At 45.1% G+C, this 18,452-nt stretch carries 18 protein-coding genes; 12 read left to right on the top strand and 6 right to left on the bottom strand.

Annotated elements, in window-relative coordinates:
* Positions 1–20: 20 nt before the first annotated feature.
* The 5 genes from BMZ54_RS33580 to BMZ54_RS21905 are packed head-to-tail and all read left to right on the top strand — an operon-like array spanning position 21 to position 3,772.
* A complete protein-coding gene (locus BMZ54_RS33580) occupies positions 21–254 on the top strand; it encodes a 2TM domain-containing protein (protein ID WP_162277640.1) in 234 nt (77 codons plus the stop codon).
* A 2-nt stretch (positions 255–256) separates the two neighbouring features.
* The gene (locus tag BMZ54_RS21890) at positions 257–832 is read left to right on the top strand and encodes a cupin domain-containing protein (RefSeq protein ID WP_089917374.1); all 576 of its coding nucleotides are present in this window, start codon (positions 257–259) and stop codon (positions 830–832) included.
* Positions 833–842: 10 nt separating this feature from the next.
* Positions 843–1,412, top strand: coding sequence for a carboxymuconolactone decarboxylase family protein (locus tag BMZ54_RS21895; RefSeq protein ID WP_089917377.1), 570 nt, complete (start codon positions 843–845; stop codon positions 1,410–1,412).
* A 28-nt stretch (positions 1,413–1,440) separates the two neighbouring features.
* A complete protein-coding gene (locus tag BMZ54_RS21900) occupies positions 1,441–2,922 on the top strand; it encodes an alpha/beta fold hydrolase (protein WP_143081100.1) in 1,482 nt (493 codons plus the stop codon).
* 37 nt (positions 2,923–2,959) lie between these two features.
* On the top strand, positions 2,960–3,772 hold the full coding sequence (locus tag BMZ54_RS21905; RefSeq protein WP_089917382.1) for a DJ-1/PfpI/YhbO family deglycase/protease: 813 nt from the start codon (positions 2,960–2,962) through the stop codon (positions 3,770–3,772).
* A gap of 64 nt (positions 3,773–3,836) precedes the next feature.
* On the opposite strand, the gene BMZ54_RS21910 is transcribed toward BMZ54_RS21905, so the two are convergent.
* Together BMZ54_RS21910 and BMZ54_RS21915 are read right to left on the bottom strand one after the other, a co-directional pair.
* Positions 3,837–4,628, bottom strand: coding sequence for an arginase family protein (locus tag BMZ54_RS21910; protein WP_089917384.1), 792 nt, complete (start codon positions 4,626–4,628; stop codon positions 3,837–3,839).
* Positions 4,629–4,763: 135 nt separating this feature from the next.
* Positions 4,764–5,144: a nuclear transport factor 2 family protein gene (locus BMZ54_RS21915; protein WP_089917386.1), complete on the bottom strand. Its 381-nt coding sequence runs from the start codon at positions 5,142–5,144 to the stop codon at positions 4,764–4,766.
* A 90-nt stretch (positions 5,145–5,234) separates the two neighbouring features.
* On the opposite strand from BMZ54_RS21915, the gene BMZ54_RS21920 reads away from it, so the two are divergent.
* Together BMZ54_RS21920 and BMZ54_RS21925 are read left to right on the top strand one after the other, a co-directional pair.
* Entirely contained in the window at positions 5,235–5,642 is a 408-nt protein-coding gene (locus BMZ54_RS21920; RefSeq protein WP_089917389.1) for a winged helix-turn-helix transcriptional regulator, read from the top strand.
* A gap of 183 nt (positions 5,643–5,825) precedes the next feature.
* On the top strand, positions 5,826–6,389 hold the full coding sequence (locus tag BMZ54_RS21925) for a dihydrofolate reductase family protein (protein ID WP_089917392.1): 564 nt from the start codon (positions 5,826–5,828) through the stop codon (positions 6,387–6,389).
* 145 nt (positions 6,390–6,534) lie between these two features.
* Here BMZ54_RS21925 and BMZ54_RS21930 read toward each other — a convergent pair whose 3' ends face one another.
* From BMZ54_RS21930 to BMZ54_RS21940, 3 genes are all read right to left on the bottom strand, one after another.
* The gene (locus tag BMZ54_RS21930; protein ID WP_089917395.1) at positions 6,535–8,616 is read right to left on the bottom strand and encodes a chondroitinase-B domain-containing protein; all 2,082 of its coding nucleotides are present in this window, start codon (positions 8,614–8,616) and stop codon (positions 6,535–6,537) included.
* Between the two features lie 450 nt (positions 8,617–9,066).
* Complete coding sequence (locus tag BMZ54_RS21935) at positions 9,067–11,430, bottom strand: ABC transporter permease (RefSeq protein ID WP_089917398.1); 2,364 nt, start codon at positions 11,428–11,430, stop codon at positions 9,067–9,069.
* 180 nt (positions 11,431–11,610) lie between these two features.
* A complete protein-coding gene (locus BMZ54_RS21940; RefSeq protein ID WP_089917402.1) occupies positions 11,611–12,267 on the bottom strand; it encodes a suppressor of fused domain protein in 657 nt (218 codons plus the stop codon).
* A 200-nt stretch (positions 12,268–12,467) separates the two neighbouring features.
* On the opposite strand from BMZ54_RS21940, the gene BMZ54_RS21945 reads away from it, so the two are divergent.
* The 3 genes from BMZ54_RS21945 to BMZ54_RS21955 all read left to right on the top strand — a co-directional run bounded on the left by BMZ54_RS21945 (position 12,468) and on the right by BMZ54_RS21955 (position 14,600).
* The gene (locus BMZ54_RS21945) at positions 12,468–13,175 is read left to right on the top strand and encodes a DUF4386 domain-containing protein (RefSeq protein WP_089917405.1); all 708 of its coding nucleotides are present in this window, start codon (positions 12,468–12,470) and stop codon (positions 13,173–13,175) included.
* Positions 13,165–14,037: a helix-turn-helix domain-containing protein gene (locus BMZ54_RS21950; protein ID WP_089917407.1), complete on the top strand. Its 873-nt coding sequence runs from the start codon at positions 13,165–13,167 to the stop codon at positions 14,035–14,037. Before BMZ54_RS21945 ends, BMZ54_RS21950 begins: the two co-directional genes overlap by 11 nt.
* Positions 14,038–14,189: 152 nt before the next feature.
* A complete protein-coding gene (locus tag BMZ54_RS21955; protein WP_089917410.1) occupies positions 14,190–14,600 on the top strand; it encodes a DUF1348 family protein in 411 nt (136 codons plus the stop codon).
* 5 nt (positions 14,601–14,605) lie between these two features.
* Here the strand turns inward: BMZ54_RS21955 and BMZ54_RS21960 are convergent, their stop codons facing one another.
* Positions 14,606–16,519: a beta-L-arabinofuranosidase domain-containing protein gene (locus BMZ54_RS21960; RefSeq protein WP_162277641.1), complete on the bottom strand. Its 1,914-nt coding sequence runs from the start codon at positions 16,517–16,519 to the stop codon at positions 14,606–14,608.
* A gap of 273 nt (positions 16,520–16,792) precedes the next feature.
* Between BMZ54_RS21960 and BMZ54_RS21965 the strand changes: the two genes are divergently transcribed.
* Both BMZ54_RS21965 and BMZ54_RS21970 read left to right on the top strand, forming a co-directional pair.
* Positions 16,793–17,371: an RNA polymerase sigma-70 factor gene (locus BMZ54_RS21965; RefSeq protein ID WP_162277642.1), complete on the top strand. Its 579-nt coding sequence runs from the start codon at positions 16,793–16,795 to the stop codon at positions 17,369–17,371.
* 29 nt (positions 17,372–17,400) lie between these two features.
* A complete protein-coding gene (locus tag BMZ54_RS21970) occupies positions 17,401–18,405 on the top strand; it encodes a FecR family protein (protein ID WP_089917418.1) in 1,005 nt (334 codons plus the stop codon).
* The last annotated feature ends 47 nt before the right edge of the window (positions 18,406–18,452 follow it).

Genomic DNA, 18,452 nt, shown 5'->3' on the forward strand with positions numbered 1-18,452 from the left:
AACGGATCCAAACCATTTGTATGACACATCCAAATCAATGGGCAGCAACTACCCCCACCAATGCTGCAAAGGGATTCAAAATCCATTTAATTGTATTCCTCGTGGCCACTCCGGTTATCTGGCTGGTATGGTATTTAACCGATCGAACATATCCATGGCCGTTATGGTCTACTCCCGCATGGGCAATAGGCGTACTATTCCACTACCTCGGTGTGTTTGTTTTCAAAAAATCAGGTAACAGCCAAAAACTATAACTATGGATCAGCAACAAAAAACATTCAGGCGCGTCGTAACAGGTCATGATACCGATGGGAAAGCTATTATTATTTCCGATGCACCACCCGTTCACACCCAATTGGTCGGCGGCCCTGGAGGCCCTACCTTTTTCGAGATATGGCACACACTGGAAACGCCTGCTTTAATTCATTCCCAATCCAGGGAGCCTGATGAAAACGGGTTGGTGTTACCGCCACCCAAAACAGGAACGAGGATGCGTGTTATTGAGTTCCCACCTGAAGGTGAAGAAATACGCAAGCTAACAGGAGCTGACGCTGCGGCTAAATTCAAAACGATGGGCGATGAAAAAGCTTCCACGTCTGCAGAAGGGGCGCCTCACCCCTTAATGCACCGGACACAAACCGTTGATTATGGGATCGTGCTGGAAGGCGAGATAACACTGGTCCTTGACCGTGCGGAAGCAACTATTCAGGCTGGCGATATCGTTATTCAATGCGGAACAAACCATGCCTGGGCAAACCGTTCCGGTAAGATCTGCCGGATGGCTTTTATCCTGATTGACGGGCAGTTCACCGATGAAATTGCTCAACACTGAAATCACAATTATGCGTATTAAACCTTTACCGCCAGACACGCTTACTCCTGAAATCCGTTTCGTGCATGACGAAATTGCTGGTCTCATTGGCCGAAGTCAAAGCCAGGTAAACATGCTCGATCCGTCAGGAGCATTGCTGGGGCCTTTTGCGCCCATGCTTCATTATCCACAATTTGGCATACCCGCATTGAGCTTCCTGCGAACACTCGACACACAATCAACATTAGCAAAAACAGTTCGTGAAGTAGCCATACTTACAGTAGGAAGCGCCTTCGGAGCCCGCTTCGAATTATACGCACATGAGATCATGGCGGAAGCCTTCGGTCTTTCACCTGGTACTATTGCAACACTTGCAGCCGGTGGTCATCCGCATGGTTTAAACGAAGCAGAGAACATTGCCCATGTCATTGCCTGTGCATTGGTCAGCGGTCATATTATTCCGGATTCCACTTATAAACAGGCAGTAGATCTGTTAGGGCAGGATGGCGTGGCAGAGCTCTTCTTTCTGATCGGTGGTTATTGCCTCATTGCAATGATCTTAAATGGATTTGACATGCCTGCGCCTGATAATAATGAGTAAACCCATAAAAAAATTAAGACAACCTAACATGAAAAAAACAGTTGTATCACTGCTTTCAACAGCAGCCGCCCTTTCAATAGCAGCCGCGTGCATCCACGATGAGAAAAATCCGGTTGCAGCTCCGCAAACTTATGTGCTCGTGCATGGAGCATGGCAGGCTCCTTATGTTTGGGATTCAGTTCAGGCTGATCTTTCTAAAAGCGGTAACAAAGTAATTGTAGTGGAGCTTCCGGGCCATGGCTCCGACACCACACCGCCGCATCAGCTTAGCCTTGATGTGTACAGGGATAAGGTGATCGATGCAATCTCAAAAGCAGACAGTAATGTAATCCTTGTTGGACATAGCATGGGTGGAATGGTGATCACACAGGTAGCGGAGAAGATCCCTTCAAAGATCAGGAAGCTGGTGTACATCGGAGCTTTTCTTCCTTCATCGGGGCAAGCCTTAACCGATCTTTCGTTTTCGGATCCTGGCTCCAGACTGGGGCCTTTACTAATTCCTTCAGCCGATCAGTTAACACTCGATGTGAAACGGGACAGCCTGACCTATCTTTTTATAGATGATGGCTCTGAAACCGCCAAGCAGCAAGTACTTAAAAACTATCGCGCTGAACCGGCCATTCCCTTTACCGGTAAGGTAACGCTGTCGCGGGAAAATTTCGGTGCAGTGGAGAAAGTGTACATCAAGACCCTCCAGGATAAAGTGATCTCACCCGGGCTGCAGGACCGTATGATCGCCGGAGCAGGTATCAAAACGGTTTATTCTCTTAATACCAGCCATTCTCCGTTTTTGTCGCAGCCCCATGAGCTTTCCGGTCTGCTGCTCAAAATTGGGAAACAGCAGGAACCGGATCCATTGAATAAGGTTGTGGCACGGCTGATCCGTTATGATGTGCAACCGGAATTCCAGGCCACATTCCGCCAGGCGGTAAGCGACTATGTGTTCCATTCCCTTCAGTCGGAAACGAACGTTTTATCGGAAGCATACCATGAGCAGGGAGATACTACCGTGTTGTGGCTTATTGAAAGATGGAGCAACAAAGACGAGCTGGACAAAGCCAGTAAAAGTTCAGGATTCAAAGCCATCGGATCTTTATCCCATAGCTCACTGAAACAACCGGCTAAGATGATCTATGTGAAAGATCTTGCGCCATTGTCCAAACAGCAATGGCGCAGGGGTGCCCAAAAGGAGGATCAGCCGCTTACCATTATGCTGTTTGTGGATGCAAAACCCGGAACGGAAAATAATTTTAAAGAAGTCTATCACAATGCCATGCCGCAGTTCCGTGGCGAACCGGGAGTTATTAATTACCAGCTCTCGCAGCTGGAAGAAGACAATACCCAATTCGTTACGTATGAAAAATTCAGGAACGAAGATGCGTTTAAATATCACCTGAATTTTCCGCCCATACAACCCGTGATCGATTACCTGCATACCAGCATCAAAAAACAACCTTTCGAAACGGGCCTTCACAGGTTAATCGAGTTTGCACCGGTTATCCGCCAATAATTAAACTCCATTACATTAAAATCAAAACATTCAAAAAATGAAACCGATCTATCAAATCCTGATGACAGGTCTCTTAAGCATACCTTCTTTAATTAACTTAAATGCCCAGACAAAAATGAAAGCCGAACAAGTAAAGTCGTATGAGCTGGAAGTAGTAAATCAATTGACTACTTCTACTGCCATTGTCAATATGCCGGTATCTCACCTTCTGAACGCGCCAGGTAATGAGGCGTTGAGAGATTTCTTTTTCACACCTGTTAAGGAAAAAACATTACAGGGAAAGAAGATTGCAGTGATAGCAGCAGACGGTTTTGAAGAGATCGAATTAACCGGGCCTGTCTGGTATTTCAAACAATTGGGGGCCAGGGTCGACATTGTGGCGCCTAAGTTTAATCCCGCCCCGGCAAGATATGGCCTGAGCTACCCGGAGATGTCAAAAACACATATCATGGCTATCCAATATCTGCAGCCTGTAGGATGGATCAAATTCGACCGCACGGCCGATCAGGTAAAAGTAAGTGATTATGATGCGGTGTTTATTCCCGGTGGCGCCTGGAATCCGGATAATCTTCGCTATGATAAAGATGTGATCAAATTCATCCAGGATTTCAACAAGTCAGGAAAGCTGATTGCGGCCATTTGTCATGCACCGGTTGTATTGGCATCAGCTGATGTTCTGAAAGGGAAAAAGCTGACCGGTTATTGGAATATCCAGGTTGATCTGAAAAATGCGGGTGGAACTGTAACCGATGAACCTGTGGTTACTGATGGCAATCTCGTCACCAGCAGGCACCCGATCGATGTAGCCGATTTTTCAAGAGCTGTTGAAGCCTGGTTGATCAGGAAATAACCCCGGCATGTATATCACAACTGTCACCAACACGTTTGGTGGCAGTTTTTCTTCTGCCAGCCGTTCAGAGGTTAATTTGATCTATGATCGGCTTTATTGGGTTTAGCTGTTCTAAAGTTGTAGCTATTGATTCTGTGATACAAAACCCAACGACATTATAATTTGCCTTTATTTTCCTTACAAGTTCAGCAACATCAGACACGGAAGAACCAATGTTTGTCGGGAACATGGAAAACTCATATTCCGATTTGTCTAAAACGTCTAAGTCAAGATGAATGTAAACATTCCTGAAGTTCTTAATTTCCTGTTGAACGTATTCAAATTTACAATCTGCAATTGTTGTAATATTATGCTGCCTGATATATTCGCTTTCAGGCTCGTCTAAGTCTCTCAATCCAACATAACATATTTGCTCCGGTTTCAGTGTTGAAAACAGTAAGCCGATAAATTCTTCGTTCCCCTCTCCCAGGAGCATGCGTAACGGCATTCCGTGAAATGCCTTGCTTGGTGAGCTTTCCGGTGTATTCAGATCTGCGTGAGCATCTATATAAATGACACAAAGATCTCCCTGGTATGTCTTGTTTAGATAGGAAACAGGTACGATCTCAATTCCACAGTCGCCACCAATCGTTGATATTTTATCAGGTTTACTGTCAAGGATGATCTCTTTGAAAAGCTTTGTCTGCTCAAGTATGGGTTCAAAGCATTTAATGTTGGCGATTGTTGTTAAACCTTTGGTTGAAAGTGGGATAACTTTGGTGTCACTATCCTTAAAATATGAAATGAAAGTCTCTGCTCCCATTTTCAGATCATCCGTGAAACCTGAGCCTTGCCACTGTGGGTTAATGAAAATCATAATTATATTATTTAAAACTGCTACAATACTATATTTCCGCTATTATGCGCTACTTTCAGCAGAAGCCATTCCCACAAATTATTATTTTTAAGCTACTCAGCAAAAAAATCACAGTAAGCAATTCACTGTAAGCCATCAAGGTTTTAAGTTTGTCATAAAGGTCAAGGTATCAAAGTATAAAGTCAGGGATTTTAGTTTTCCTTTTTCAACGGTCCAGTTTTCCGAAACATTCCCATTGATCTGAACGCCGTTTGGAAATACAAAATCATAGTTTCCGATAACACTTGCTTTATCGTCTTCTACAATCATTTGTTTTACACGCATAGCATTAAAGCGCTGCGAAAATCTTTTAATGATCTCAATATAGGCTTGTTTTCCTATTACCGGCTTAATATTGTTCATGTCTCCTCCAACATATTCAAAGTCGTCTGCAATTACGCTTTCCCAATTCGATTTTTCTGCAAATCCCTTGTAATAGGTTTCCAGTAGTTGTTTTGTCTGTGCTGATTTTTCCATGGTTTATATGTTTTAAGTTTATAAATTTGTTGTTGCAAAACGCAAGAACCAAATTTATAAAAGATATTGCAAAACGCAAGAACTTTTTTTATGGAAAAATTCAGGTCAGATTGTCCAATCAGTTGTTCCCTTGATGTATTTGGGGATAAATGGTCGCTATTAATAATCAGGGATATAATGTTGAGAGACAAGGTATCCTACAGCGAATTTTTAGGTTCGGAAGAGAAAATCGCTTCAAATATTCTGGTCAACAGGCTAAATGTTCTTGAAGCTGAAAAGATACTTGTAAAAGAAGTGTCGCCCGCAAATAAGTCAAAATTTGTATACAGCCTTACGCAAAAGGGTTTGGATCTATTACCGATTGTCATAGAAATAATGGATTGGGGTGCAAAATACAATGCAAACTGTCCCCGAAAAGAGATCGGCAAGAAGATCAAAAAGGATAAAGCGGCTGTTATTAAAGAGTTAAGCCGGTCTTTGAAGTCAAAGATCAGGTAGTGGTAGTGTACCGCCATAGGGACAGCCAATAGCAAAAGTCATTACTTCTTCTTATATTTATAATAACGGCAGTTTACCATTACTGCCGGAATAATTATGTTCGTCAAGCCGGCCTCAAAAGAGCATCCCTCACATATACCATCTGCCATTTCCGGCGGCAGAAACAGATAAAAAAACGCCCACATGACAACACCCACATTTAAAATAACCATCCACATGGTTTCCAGCCTAGACGGCATTATTGCTAAAAAAGACAATAGCATCTCCTGGTTTGAAACAGCTGATCACTACGAAAAAGGAGTTACGCTCACGGAACAGGATACCAGCGAATTTCTTAAAGCAATAGATTGCTATGTAATGGGCGCCCGGACTTATGAACATGCTCTGGAGCTTTCAAAATCCTATGGATGGGCTTATGGAGATACACCAACAATTGTATTAACTCACCGGAACCTGCCTGTTGACCGGCCAAACATTGAAATTTATTCAGGTGACCTGAACAAGCTTGTAAATGAACGGTTAAAACCAAACTACAGGAATGTTTGGCTTGCAGGCGGGGCAATGCTTGCCAAAGATTTTATTCGTTTAAAACTGGCAGATGAAATAAGGTTATCAATTATGCCTGTTATTTTGGGCGACGGAACACTGTTTTTTGATCAGATAGGACAGGAACAGGCATTGCACCTAAAAGACGTGACAGCTTATAAAAGCGGGATGGTGGAATTATTTTACGAGATAAGAAAGTAATTAAGGAAACCTGAACTTTTATCATCAGGTGGGACAAGTCTTCATTGAAGGCTTGTCCCATTTCATCTATTACTTCCTTATCAGGTCCCAATACCATCAGTGCTATATTAACATTCCGTATCTGCATCAGGCCAATGAACGGCAATCACAATTTCTGGATCTTCCTCACCTTCACTTTCCCGTTATAATTCAGTGATAGTATATAGGTACCTGCCGGTTTACGGCCGGCATCAAACGGTACATTATAGGCGCCTGCTTCCAAGCGTGCATGGATCAGCACTTTCACCGGTTTGCCATTTATGTCATGCACTGCAAGATTAACCATACCTGCTTTTTCTATGCTGAAGCGGATCATTGCATGATCATTAAATGGATTGGGAAAACTGCTCAGTGAAGACAGCTCTTCAGCATCATGAGTAACATTCATCATGGCAGATGAACGCAGGCTGCTGCCTGTTTGGATCTTTACTTCCGTATAGCTGTTCCATGCATTCACACTGTTACCATGGCCCACTATCCGCACATATCTGCCAGTTACCGGCGTAAAGGAAAATGTTTGCAGGTTAAGGGAAGTACCGCTGCTGACCTGTCCTGCTGCTGCTGTGGCCCAATGAAGGGTATCATTACCTACCAATACATCAAAAGTAGATGTCCGTACATTACCGCTGTAGAATGCGATCTGTACACCAGATACCGTCAGTGTATCATCCAGGCAAAATTGGATCCATTGCCCATTACCGTTGGCAGACCAGCGGGTGTTCAGATCCCCATCCAGTACATTCGCCGGCACATTGCCATCGTCGGCGCTGGCAGTTACCGGCTCACAGGCAGATGGCTGATCACTGGCAAAAGGACCTACCATGGCAGGTGTGAGTATGCGGGCAATAACAGGAGCGGAAGAAACTTCATCAGCGCCAACATCCAGGGATGAAGTCCGTGGCTGTCCGTCCATATCAGCTGTAACAGCTGCATAGGAGCCTGTTGCTGCATTAATAGCAGGGCTTCCGCTCTGCAGGTGAAAAGTACCGGTTGCGTCTCTTGCAAGTAACGGATTAACGGTTGTATATCCGCTGGCAGGCATATCACCATCGCCATTGGTATTATAGAGGATATTCCCTGACCATACAGCACCGGTGTAAGGTCCTGCAATGGAAGCTGCTGGTCCCCCACCCTGGATAATATTATTGACAACGGTTTGCGCAGTAGCACCCAGCCCGTTTGTACGGCCAGACTGCACTATATTGCCTGTATTATTCACCAGCGTGTTAAACGCGATCAGGGTACGGTCCGGGCGATCATGGGCTGTAAGCGCGGCTCCATCTGCTACTTCTCCATCGCCATTACCAATATTAATGGCAGGATTACAATTCTCAAAATGGTTGCTGAAAATGTTGTGATCATCTCCAAAAATGCGGATCCCCGGCGTGTTAATAAAATAGTTCCCATACACGGTGTTATGGTTACCATGCCTCAAAGTGAACTGGGCCGGGCAATTGCGGATGGTATTATAACGGATGGCAACGCCGGATGATTTAATAGATATCAGCTCATTTTCGCCTTCACAATCTTCAAAAAGATTATACTCTAAAATACTGTTGGAAGAAGAGAGGCTGTAGCCGCTAAGCCCGAACTGCAATGTTTCAGCGCCATTCCCTGTTTGCGGCTGCTGATCCAGGAAGTAGTTATGATGAATGTGCAGGCGTTGTGCGATCTGGCTGCCGCTGCCCCGTACTGCAATAAAACGTCCCAGGGCATTTTTATGCTGAAAGGTATTATGATCTACTTCATGGTCATTACCGTTCAGGGTCAGGTTCTCACCTGTACCTGGTGTTTGGAACACATTGCAGGTCCACCGGCAAAAGCTGGTACCGCTTGCCATGGTAGCCTGCGAGGCATTAAAAGTAAATTTGAATCCTTTGATGATGACATATCTCGCCGGACTTACAATGTTAAAACCCGCCGTCCCATTTATTTCAGCGCCACCAATTGTTTGCGCGGTAATGGTAATAGGCTGTGCAGCGGTTCCCTGTTTGCTGATAGTAATGTCTGTTGATGCAGTGTAAACGCCATTGGCAAGAATAATAATATCTCCCGGCGCAGCATTATTGATAGCTGTTTGTAAAGCCGACAGAGAAGAAACATTTATGGTAGCAGCTGAAAGCCGGAGGGCTGCTGTTACGCATAACATAAAGAAAAAGATACGTAATGAGTAGTTTTTCGGGTTCATGTGGAATGATTTAGAGGGTAATTTAACTGAGGGTGTACATAGGGAGCTCGCAACACCAACGGGGAATTGTGCAGGCATACATAGGAATCCTAAAATTGCGCAATACAAGGTTATGCAACAGTTCTTACTCGTGGAATATACGTTAACCCTAATCTAATGTAAGTATTTTATCTCGAATTGCAAACGATTGCATAAATTCCTGAAAAGCGGTTTCCCTAAGTAATATTATGCCGTATAACTCACTGCTGGCAGCCTTTCCGTGGTTTTAATCTCTTTCTTAAATACTTTATAACCGATAAAAAAGTATAAGTAATTGGTAAAATTAAACAAGGCACGCAGCCGGCCTTATTGCCAAACATTAAATCAGCAGGCTTGCAATTAGCCTGATATAAAAAAAAGCCGCACAGATCATATGATCCGTGCGGCTTTCTACTACACTAATTATAATTACTATTCTGTTTTCAGGCTGTTTACAGGATTCATAACAGCCGCTTTTATGGCCTGGTAGCTTACTGTTGCCAGTGTAATTACCAGCGCACCAGCAGCGGAAGCCGTAAAGATCCACCAGGAGAGCGTTGTGCGGTATTCATATTGCTGCAGCCATTGGTGCAGGCAATACCCTGCCAGTGGAATGGCAATGGCGCAGGATATTATAACCAGCCCTACAAAATCTTTCGACAGCAATTTCCACAGGTTGAATACAGAGGCCCCCAGCACTTTGCGTATGCCTATTTCCTTAGTACGCTGCTCTGCCACAAAGGATGCCAGCCCGAATAATCCCAGGCAGGAAATGAAAATGGCAAGCATTGCAAAAAAGGTGGCGAGGTTGCCGATACGTTCTTCATTATCGAACTTTTTGGCATATTCATCGTCTGTGAATTTATATACAAAAGGACTACCCGGATTGTATTTCCTGAATACCGGTGTTATCCTGGCCAGGCCTTCCCGCATAGATACGCCAGGTTTTATCCGCACCGTTATTAAACGGGCCCAGGCCGGATTCAGGTGAAAAATAGTGGGCCGTACCGGCTGGTAAGGCGATTCCATTACCATATCCTTTACTACACCAATGATCACATGATCCTGGTTCAGCCAGCGGATAACCTTACCTACCGGTTCTTTAAAACCAGTGAGCTTAACGGCTGATTCGTTCAATATAAAAGCGCCGGTGTCTGAAGCAAAGCTCCGGGAAAAATCGCGTCCTTCCTTCATTTTCCAGCCAATGGTATTGCCAAAGTCGTGTGAAACAGCAATGGTGCCCGGGCTCACTACAAGGCCGGGATCTTTACCTTCCCAGTCAACAAGGTTGTTAGACCATACTTCCGTAGGCGCGCTGTTGGATTCCGCCATATCGGCCACTGCGCCTGTTTCCAGCAGATCATGGCGTATGGTGTTGTAATGCCCCTGCATATCTGGCGTATTCATATCTATGGTGATCAGCCCTGCGCGGGTATAGCCTATGGGACGGTTGCGGCCATGCTCTATCTGCCGGTAAACAATAAGCGTACCCATGATCAGTGAAACAGATACCGTGAACTGTACTACCACCAGCACTTTGCGGGGAAGCGCCGCAAACCTGCCTGCACGAAAGGTACCTTTGAGCACTTTTACCGGTTCAAAGCCCGATAAATAAAACGCGGGATAGCTGCCGGAAACAAGTCCTGCAAAGCAGGTAAAGGCCAGCGTAAGCACCCAGAACAGGGGCATGCTCCAGGGAATGGCCATGGCTTTGTCTGACAGGCTATTGAAGAACGGCAGCAGCAGCAGTACCAGTAGCACTGCCAGCACCAGGGCCAGGAATGACACCAGCAATGACTCGCTGAGGAACTGCGCTATAAGCTGTGTGCGGAATGATCCGATGGCTTTGCGTATGCCTACTTCGCGGCTGCGTTTTTCGCTCCTGGCAGTGGAAAGGTTCATGAAATTGATGCAGGCCAGCGCCAGCACAAACACACCTATAATACCTATAAGCCATACCATGCTGATACGGCCTCCAACAATTTTACCATTCTCAAAGCTGCTGTATAAATGCCATTTTTCCATAGGATGCAGCAGCAGCTCTTCCCGGGAAAAGTTAATATGCGGTGTGGGTACATTGCGGATCTTAGCATTCACTTTATCAATATCCGCATGATCGCTTAGCTGCACGTACAGCCGGCACATATGATTGTCCCATTGTGTCCGGGCATTTTTTATCCAGTCTGCATTGTTCCCGTTCCAGGGCAGCATCAGCTTTATATCACGGAAGGTGGTGTTATACGGCAGGTCTGCATACACACCGGCTACCTTCATATCTGTCTTATTATCCAAACGCACTAATTTATTCAACGGATCCTCTTCTCCAAAAAGACCACGGGCCACAGATTGGGACAGCAATACGGAGCTGGGATCTTTCAACGCATCCGCATTGCCCTGTAACATTTTCAGGGTTAACATAAGTGGAAAGGCCTGCTGTGCCCACACGCCTGTTTGCGATATTTGTTTGTCGCCCACTGCCAGTATATGCGCGGCGGGATGGGAAACCAATGATATATATTTAAGATCAGCAGCGTATTTATCCTGCAGCTCAGTACCCATAGGAATGGAAACAGTGCCACCGGTATAGGTTTTTCCACTGTTGGTTGCATTTACCATTACCTGCGCCAGGCGGTGGTATTGGTGGTGATAGGTGTCAAAGGAAACCTCATCCCATATCCATAGTCCTATCAGTAATGCTACGGCCATTCCCGCGGCCAGGCCTACCACATTGATGGCGGCATATAATTTACTGTGCACCAAATTGCGCCAGGCTATTTTAAGATAGTTCTTGAACATGGTATCAAAGGTTAGGTGAGTAATTCAATGCAACTCACCAAGGCTGTGCCATAAAATACCATGGTAAAGCCCACCAACATAAATATATGTTTGTTTTATATGTGTTCGGTTTTGAGACAGGCATGTTCGCTTTAGCGCAAGGGAACTTGGGCCGGGTTAAATGGAGAGGGGACTTATTTTCTATTTCCTGTCCAGGTCCGTTATTAATAATGGATTTGATCTTTTTAATTCATCGATCAGCTGCTGCACTTCAATCGTAGTAGGGTTTTGTTTGATTCTTTCTACTTCTTCACTGGTGATGCCTACCATCTGCAGGAAAGATACTTCTCCGTGAGGGGTTTGGATCTTCCCCAGCTCAGGGTCCAGTGTAAATACAATACCTGTAATGTTGGTTTCGGTTTCCAGGCGTATAGGGCCGTTTGCCGGAATAAAATGATTTTCTTCAAACCATTTACCGCTCTGGTATACATACCTGGCCAGGTTATTCATCATCTGAACAACCCAAAGCGGGTCGCCTGCATCACCTGCATAGGGCTTTAATCTGAAGGTAAGCTCAAAGCCCCATTTGCTGAATTCACCGCCAGCCTTTTCTGCATTATAATACAGCTCCGACATACCATAGCTGATAATATGCCGGTGGGGTTCCTGTTTGTTGCTGTCATAGATGCTTGCACCATCAATAGGATCTGTTCCACCTGCCACATAATGAAGGCCGCATAGCGGGCCGTAATGCCGGGGTTCTATTCCCCCGTACACGTTATCCAATGTTGCATCAATTGATAACCATCCTACGGCATCTTCTTCTGAAAATTGTTGCTTATATTCTTCAGCTGTCATGGAATAATGAATTTAGGATACGGGCTAAAAGATAGATCGTCTGCTGCATATTCAGAAGAATTTTTTCAAAGAAGAAGCTATGAAATTGTTAACAATCCTTTCAATGGCTGCCCCATCAGGAATTTTGCAGATGTTTCCCAAAATAATCATTAAAAAACAAATAGCTTTACCCCTCATCAAGCTATATTTAATTTATCCCGATGCAAGACAGCTCCTTCCCTTCCATGAAAAAAAATGCGCGCATTGCCGGCATTCTCTACCTGACAGTTATTGCCGGCGGGCTGTTCGCACAGGTGTTTGTACGGCAGGGCCTGACGGTGCCCAATGATGCCATGGCAACGGCAAACAACATACAATCCCATGAACTATTTTATCGTTTAGGCTTTTTCGCCGACCTTATAAATTTCATTTGCGGGTTACCGGTAATATTGTTTTTTTATCTTTTATTTAGGCCGATCCATAAACGCAGTACCCTGCTTGCGATCTTTTTTGTGGTCATCTCAAATGCTGTATTTGCGATCAATATTTTATACCAGCTCTATCCTCTGCTGATCTTTGGTAATAAGGCATACCTGGGCGCTTTTCAACCCAGTCAGTTAGCAGCGCTATCTGCCATGGCCCTCGATTTCCAATCACAGGGCTATGCGATCGGCCTGGTGTTCTTTGGGTTTTACTGCATAATAATAGGTTATCTTATTTTCAAAACGCTTTACATACCCAAAATACTGGGGATCTTATATGCTATTGCCGGCTTATGTTATATCATCAACAGCTTCACCATGTTCCTTTCACGAGGTTTTGCAAACCCTTTATTCCCTTATATCCTGTTCCCATCCTTCATTGGGGAGGCTGCGGTTTGTTTATGGCTTATTTTTGCAGGGATAAAAGAAAATAAGCATGAGCGGTAATGCATTGGAATTAATAGATCCACAGCGCAAGTCTCTGGTATTTAAAGTTTATGCGTTTGAAGATGATGCATATTTCAGCAGTCTTAAAAAGTATAATTATTTTTCAGTGATCCTGGTAACAAAGGGTAAAGGCATGGTAACTGCAGATCTGTCACAATACCCTTTTGATGGAGCCTGCCTGATATGCTTTTCCCTTTACCAGCCCTTTAAGATCAAAAGTGAAGGGGTGTTCCAGGGAGTGATGGTTAATTTTCACCCGGATTTTTTTTGTTTGCATAAACACCGTAATGAAGTTTCCTGCAACGGTGTGCTGTTCAACAATATTTATGATTCACCGGTAACCGCTTTGGCAAAAGATGAAACGGAGCTGCTGCTATCGACCATAAATGGCCTTAAGCTGGAATTGCAAAGCACAGGGATTGCGCAAACCGAAGTGCTGATATCTTATTTAAAAATATTACTGATAAACGGCTCCCGGATCAAACTCTTCCAACAACAGACGGAAGATGCATCCATCACAAAAACACCGGTTATTTTAGACACCCTAAAAAACGCTATAGAGGAGCATTTCAGCTCCCTGCACAGCGCGGGAGAATATGCAGACCTGCTAAATATATCTACGGCCGCATTAAACAGGGTTTGCAAAACGCATTTCAATAAAACCTTGTCGCACCTGATCTCAGACAGGATCATCATTGAAGCAAAACGGCAATTGTACCTTACAGATAAGCCGGTTAAACAAATTGCCTATGAGCTGGGTTTCAATGACGAATTTTATTTCAGCCGCTTTTTTAAAAACCACGTTGCCATCTCTCCACAATTTTTCAGGGATACCATTGGGTTCAACCAGGCCAATGCTTAAGTAAGTTCCCGCCTGTATCAATTGTCCATGCCAAAGCACTATCCGTCCATGGACCACTCCCCTGCATATAATGACCTTTGTAAAGTCAATGGCGATCAATGAAAACGTCCATTGATCTTAACATTTATTGGTCAATTCTTAAAGTTAAAAAAATGGAAAACGAAAAATTAGTACCGCCCTTTAGCGGGGAAACAGCAGCTGAAAAATTGCAGCTGAACGAAAATGAATGGAATACACGCGATGCTGAAAAAGTATCTCTTTTGTACACAGAAGACGTTGAATGGTCAGACCGTACCACTTTTCTCAAAGGCAGGGCCCAGGTCAAAGAATATTTAAGCCGCAAGTTTGCAGAACAGCAGGATTATAAGATCCGGAAAGAAGTGTGGGGCGCTAAAGAAAACCGGAATGCGATCCGCTTCCAGGAGGAATGGCGTGACCGCGATGGCCAGTGGTTTCATAGCTACGGGAATGAGCAGCTGGAGTTTGATGAAAAAGGTCTTATCAGCAAGCGTTTCGGCTGCATTAGTGATAAAACTATTAAGGCCGGAGAACGCTCCTTATAACGTTATTACTCCTTCCCTCCCACAAACTTCCAGTAAGCAGCAAACCGCTGATCATAGATCCTGGACACGGGCACCAGTTTTACCGGCTTCCCGTTACTGGTCTGGTCTGTTGTAAATGCCAGTCTTGTGGAGGGCATCTTCCGGATCCAGCTTAGCTGCCCGGTAGCCCCGGTAAGGGCGGGTACTGCTATGGTAGCGGCATAAGCCGGGGGCACATCACCAAAAAAATAATCGGTGGTCATGATCAGCGAATCGGCCATTTTTTCACGCCCCAGCTCACCGGCCAATACCAGGGGCCCATACATTACAGAAGCATACGCAGGCGCGTCAGGCAGTGGCTGCAGATGGAGCTGCATAGGCAGGTTAATGGTTACTTTATCGCCGTTATGCCAGCTGCGGTTGATCATCACAAAGCCGGTACTGTCTGGCGCTGCCGCTATGTTCTTCCCATTCACTTTTACAGTGATGCCTTTAGCAGCCCAGTAAGGCACCCTGAAATGTATGGCATACCTGGCAGCAGCTCCGCTGATCTTAAACACGGCCTGCTCATCATCGGGGAATGAAGTAAGCTGTTCTATGCTGATACCTTTTGCTTTCCATTTTACTCTGGAAGGAATATAAAGGTTCACATACAGGTCATTTTTGCTATGAAAATAAATGGAGGATGCATACCGCACATGATCTTCCATACCGGTGCCGGTGCAGCACCAGAACACTTCCTCGTTCTTACCGAACGTTTTAAAGCCGCCGGGCTGCTGCGTATGGAAGTACATCATGCCTCCGGTTTCAGGGTGAATAGCCGAAAGAATATCGTTATACAGTGCTCTTTCTACATAGTCACCGAACTTAGCATGCGGATGCATACGGAAAAGATCATTGCTTAATTTAACCAGGTTATAGCTGCAGCAGGTTTCACCTGCTTTAATACCCAGCTCAGGCAACAAGGTATCCGGGCCATGATGCCAGTATTCATTGTAACCGGTACTGCCATTGCTGAAAGCACGGTGGCCGGTTACCTGGTTCCAGAAGAAATCAGCGGCCTGCAGGTAATAAGTATCCCCGCTAACCTCATACTTACGGAGGGCGCCAATAAATTGCGGAATAGTGGCATTTGCGTGCTGATAATTGCTGGTAATATTTTTATTCAGCACATCCCTGCCTTCAGCGGCTGGTTTAATTTTGGATGTTTGCTCAAAGAAAGTAGCAGCTGTTTTATGTTTCTCATCATGAGTAATAACATAAAGGTTCAGCAGGGATTCCTCAATACCTCCCTGCTCAATAATATCCAGCACTTTTGCCCAATGTGCCTGATCGCTGATCTTTGCTGCGCGTGCAGCAAACCAGTCGCCAAAACGGGTGGCCACCTTCAGCGCCTGTTCGTTACCTGTAAGGGTATAGGCATCCAGGAGGCCCTGGAGTATTTTATGCAGGGTATAATGCGGCGCCCATCCTTCACCTGTTTTTTCAACCCGGTCAATATCCTTTTCAGGAAAAGCGCTCAGGTACCCATTTCCCAGCTTATCCTGGCATTCCGCCAAGCTGCTTACTATATAACTGATCCGCTGTTTTATTGCGGGCAATGGCTCCTGCGCATACCAATAGCTAAGCGCCGACAAATAGTGCCCGGTGGTATGCCCGCGCAATGCGACATCAGGCGCTTCCCAGCCGCCATAGGGTTTAATGGCAGGCTTAACCGGTATACCTGCATTTTTCCTGAAGGTGTATAACAGCCTGTCAGGCACTATAGACAACATTACTTTTTTATCCGTACTGCCGGCCTGGAAAAAATCACCACCGGTAATGGTAACATCTTTTACCGGGAATGCGGATACCTGCTCCTGGCTTTTAATATGGGATGATTGACCAAATGACCAGGCAACAGATAGTTGTGAAAAGACCAGCAGAATAAGATATCGCATATGCATACACGGTTGAACAGCACCGAAATTAATGGTACACCGGCTGTTATACTACCTATATCTTAGCAGGATCTGATTGGTTTTTAATCAGCGCTCCAATGAACTTTTTGTTAAATAACAGGGAAGGGGCTACGACACCTATCCTATTGCGCTGGTACAGCCGTAAGAATATATAATTATTTCTTTAACTTGCAGCGCCTTTATTCGCGATGAACAATGCTCTAACATTCTTATTGCTAACGTGTAGCAATCATTTTTATTAAACCTTTTTCTGTGGATCCCAACGATCTTTATAGCCAATTCAGGGAGTTATTTTTAACCCATTACGATCCGCTTTGTAAATATGCTTTTACGTTCCTTAAAGACAAAGAAAGCAGTGAGGACATAGTGCAGGATGTTTTTACCCGCATATGGGAGAAGCACCGGGAAGTAATACGCTCTTCAAAGATCCGCGCTTACCTGTATACAGCGGTAAGGAATAGCTCCTTTACTCACCTGACCAAAGAAAATAAGCTGCCGGTCTATAGTTTAACGGATTGGGACACCGGAGAAGAAGAAGCCAGCCCCTGGGATCTGACGGCGGAACCGGAGCAACATGATAACATCCATTACCGTGAACTGCTGCAAAAGGCCATGGACAGTCTTCCGCCAAAGTGCCGGGAAGTATTTCTGCTCAGCCGCTCCGGCAACCTGAGTAACCAGGAAATTGCAGATCACCTGGGTATCTCTGTTAATACGGTTAACAATCAAACCTGGAAAGCCATGAAGCTGTTAAAGGCATTTATACGAAAGGCCAGCTTGTGGATACCACCGGTTTTATTTATTTTTTTCTTCGGCGATAGGAGTTTTTGAAAAATGCTGGTCTTAATTACAGGAAAAGTATGACATCATTACCCGAACATATAGCAATAATAATAGAAAAACAGCTGAAAGGCCTCCAAAGCAGCGCAGAAATGAAAGTGCTGGAGGAATGGAGAGCCGCAACAGCAGCGCATGAGCTGTTCTACCAGCAGGTGCTTAAACTATGGGAGGAATCAGGCGCCCTATTGCAGGAGCCTGTTTTTGATACGCAGCAGGCATGGCATAAGCTGGACCTGGCCCTCCGGCATGGTAAAGATGAAACAGTGCCCCTAACGCCTATCCCTCAGCCCAGGATCCGTGTTATGGTAAGGGTATTGCTGGCGGCCTGCCTCACGGGCGTCCTTTTCCTTGCGGGCTGGATGTTCTTCAAAAAAGATACGGGCTTGCTTCTTCTGCAGGCAAACGGTAAGGCTAACAAACAGCTGACACTTCCTGATGGATCAATGGTAGTGCTGCGTGAAGGTGCTGCCATCAGTTTCCCAAAAACGTTCAGTAAAAAGGAACGTGCGGTTACCCTCACGGGCGACGCTTATTTTGATGTTCAACCAGATAAGGACCGCCCTTTCCGCATACAAACCCTAAGGGCTAACCTTGAAGTGATCGGAACATCTTTCCTGGTGAACAGCAATAAGCAGTACGACCGCCTGGTGGTAACCATTGGCAAAGTTGCTTTTATAAACAGGGACGAAACGGCGGAACGGCATATTGTATCCGCCAGCGAGGCTGCTGTATTGGATAAGAGTGGTTTTAACATGCAGGAAGTGAAGGACTCAAATTATTTGTCGTGGCAAACCGGCATTCTGCAATTTGATAATACACCTATTGACCGGGTGGCTGCGGAGCTGGCAGACCATTATAGCTGCTACATACAGCCGGATAGCCTGTTGCTGCAACATCCGGAGCTTTACGCCATTACCGCCAGGTTTGAGAAACAGCCGCTGGCACAGGTGCTGGAAGAGCTAAAGCTGCTTGTTAACATCCGTTACCGTAAGCAACAGGATACCATTATTTTATTTAAACCTTAGCTCCACGGTACCAGAGTATATACCTATGCTACGCCTTTTATTTGTTT

Origin of the sequence: Chitinophaga rupis (genome assembly GCF_900109685.1) — a bacterium.
GTDB classification, from domain to species: Bacteria; Bacteroidota; Bacteroidia; order Chitinophagales; family Chitinophagaceae; genus Chitinophaga; species Chitinophaga rupis.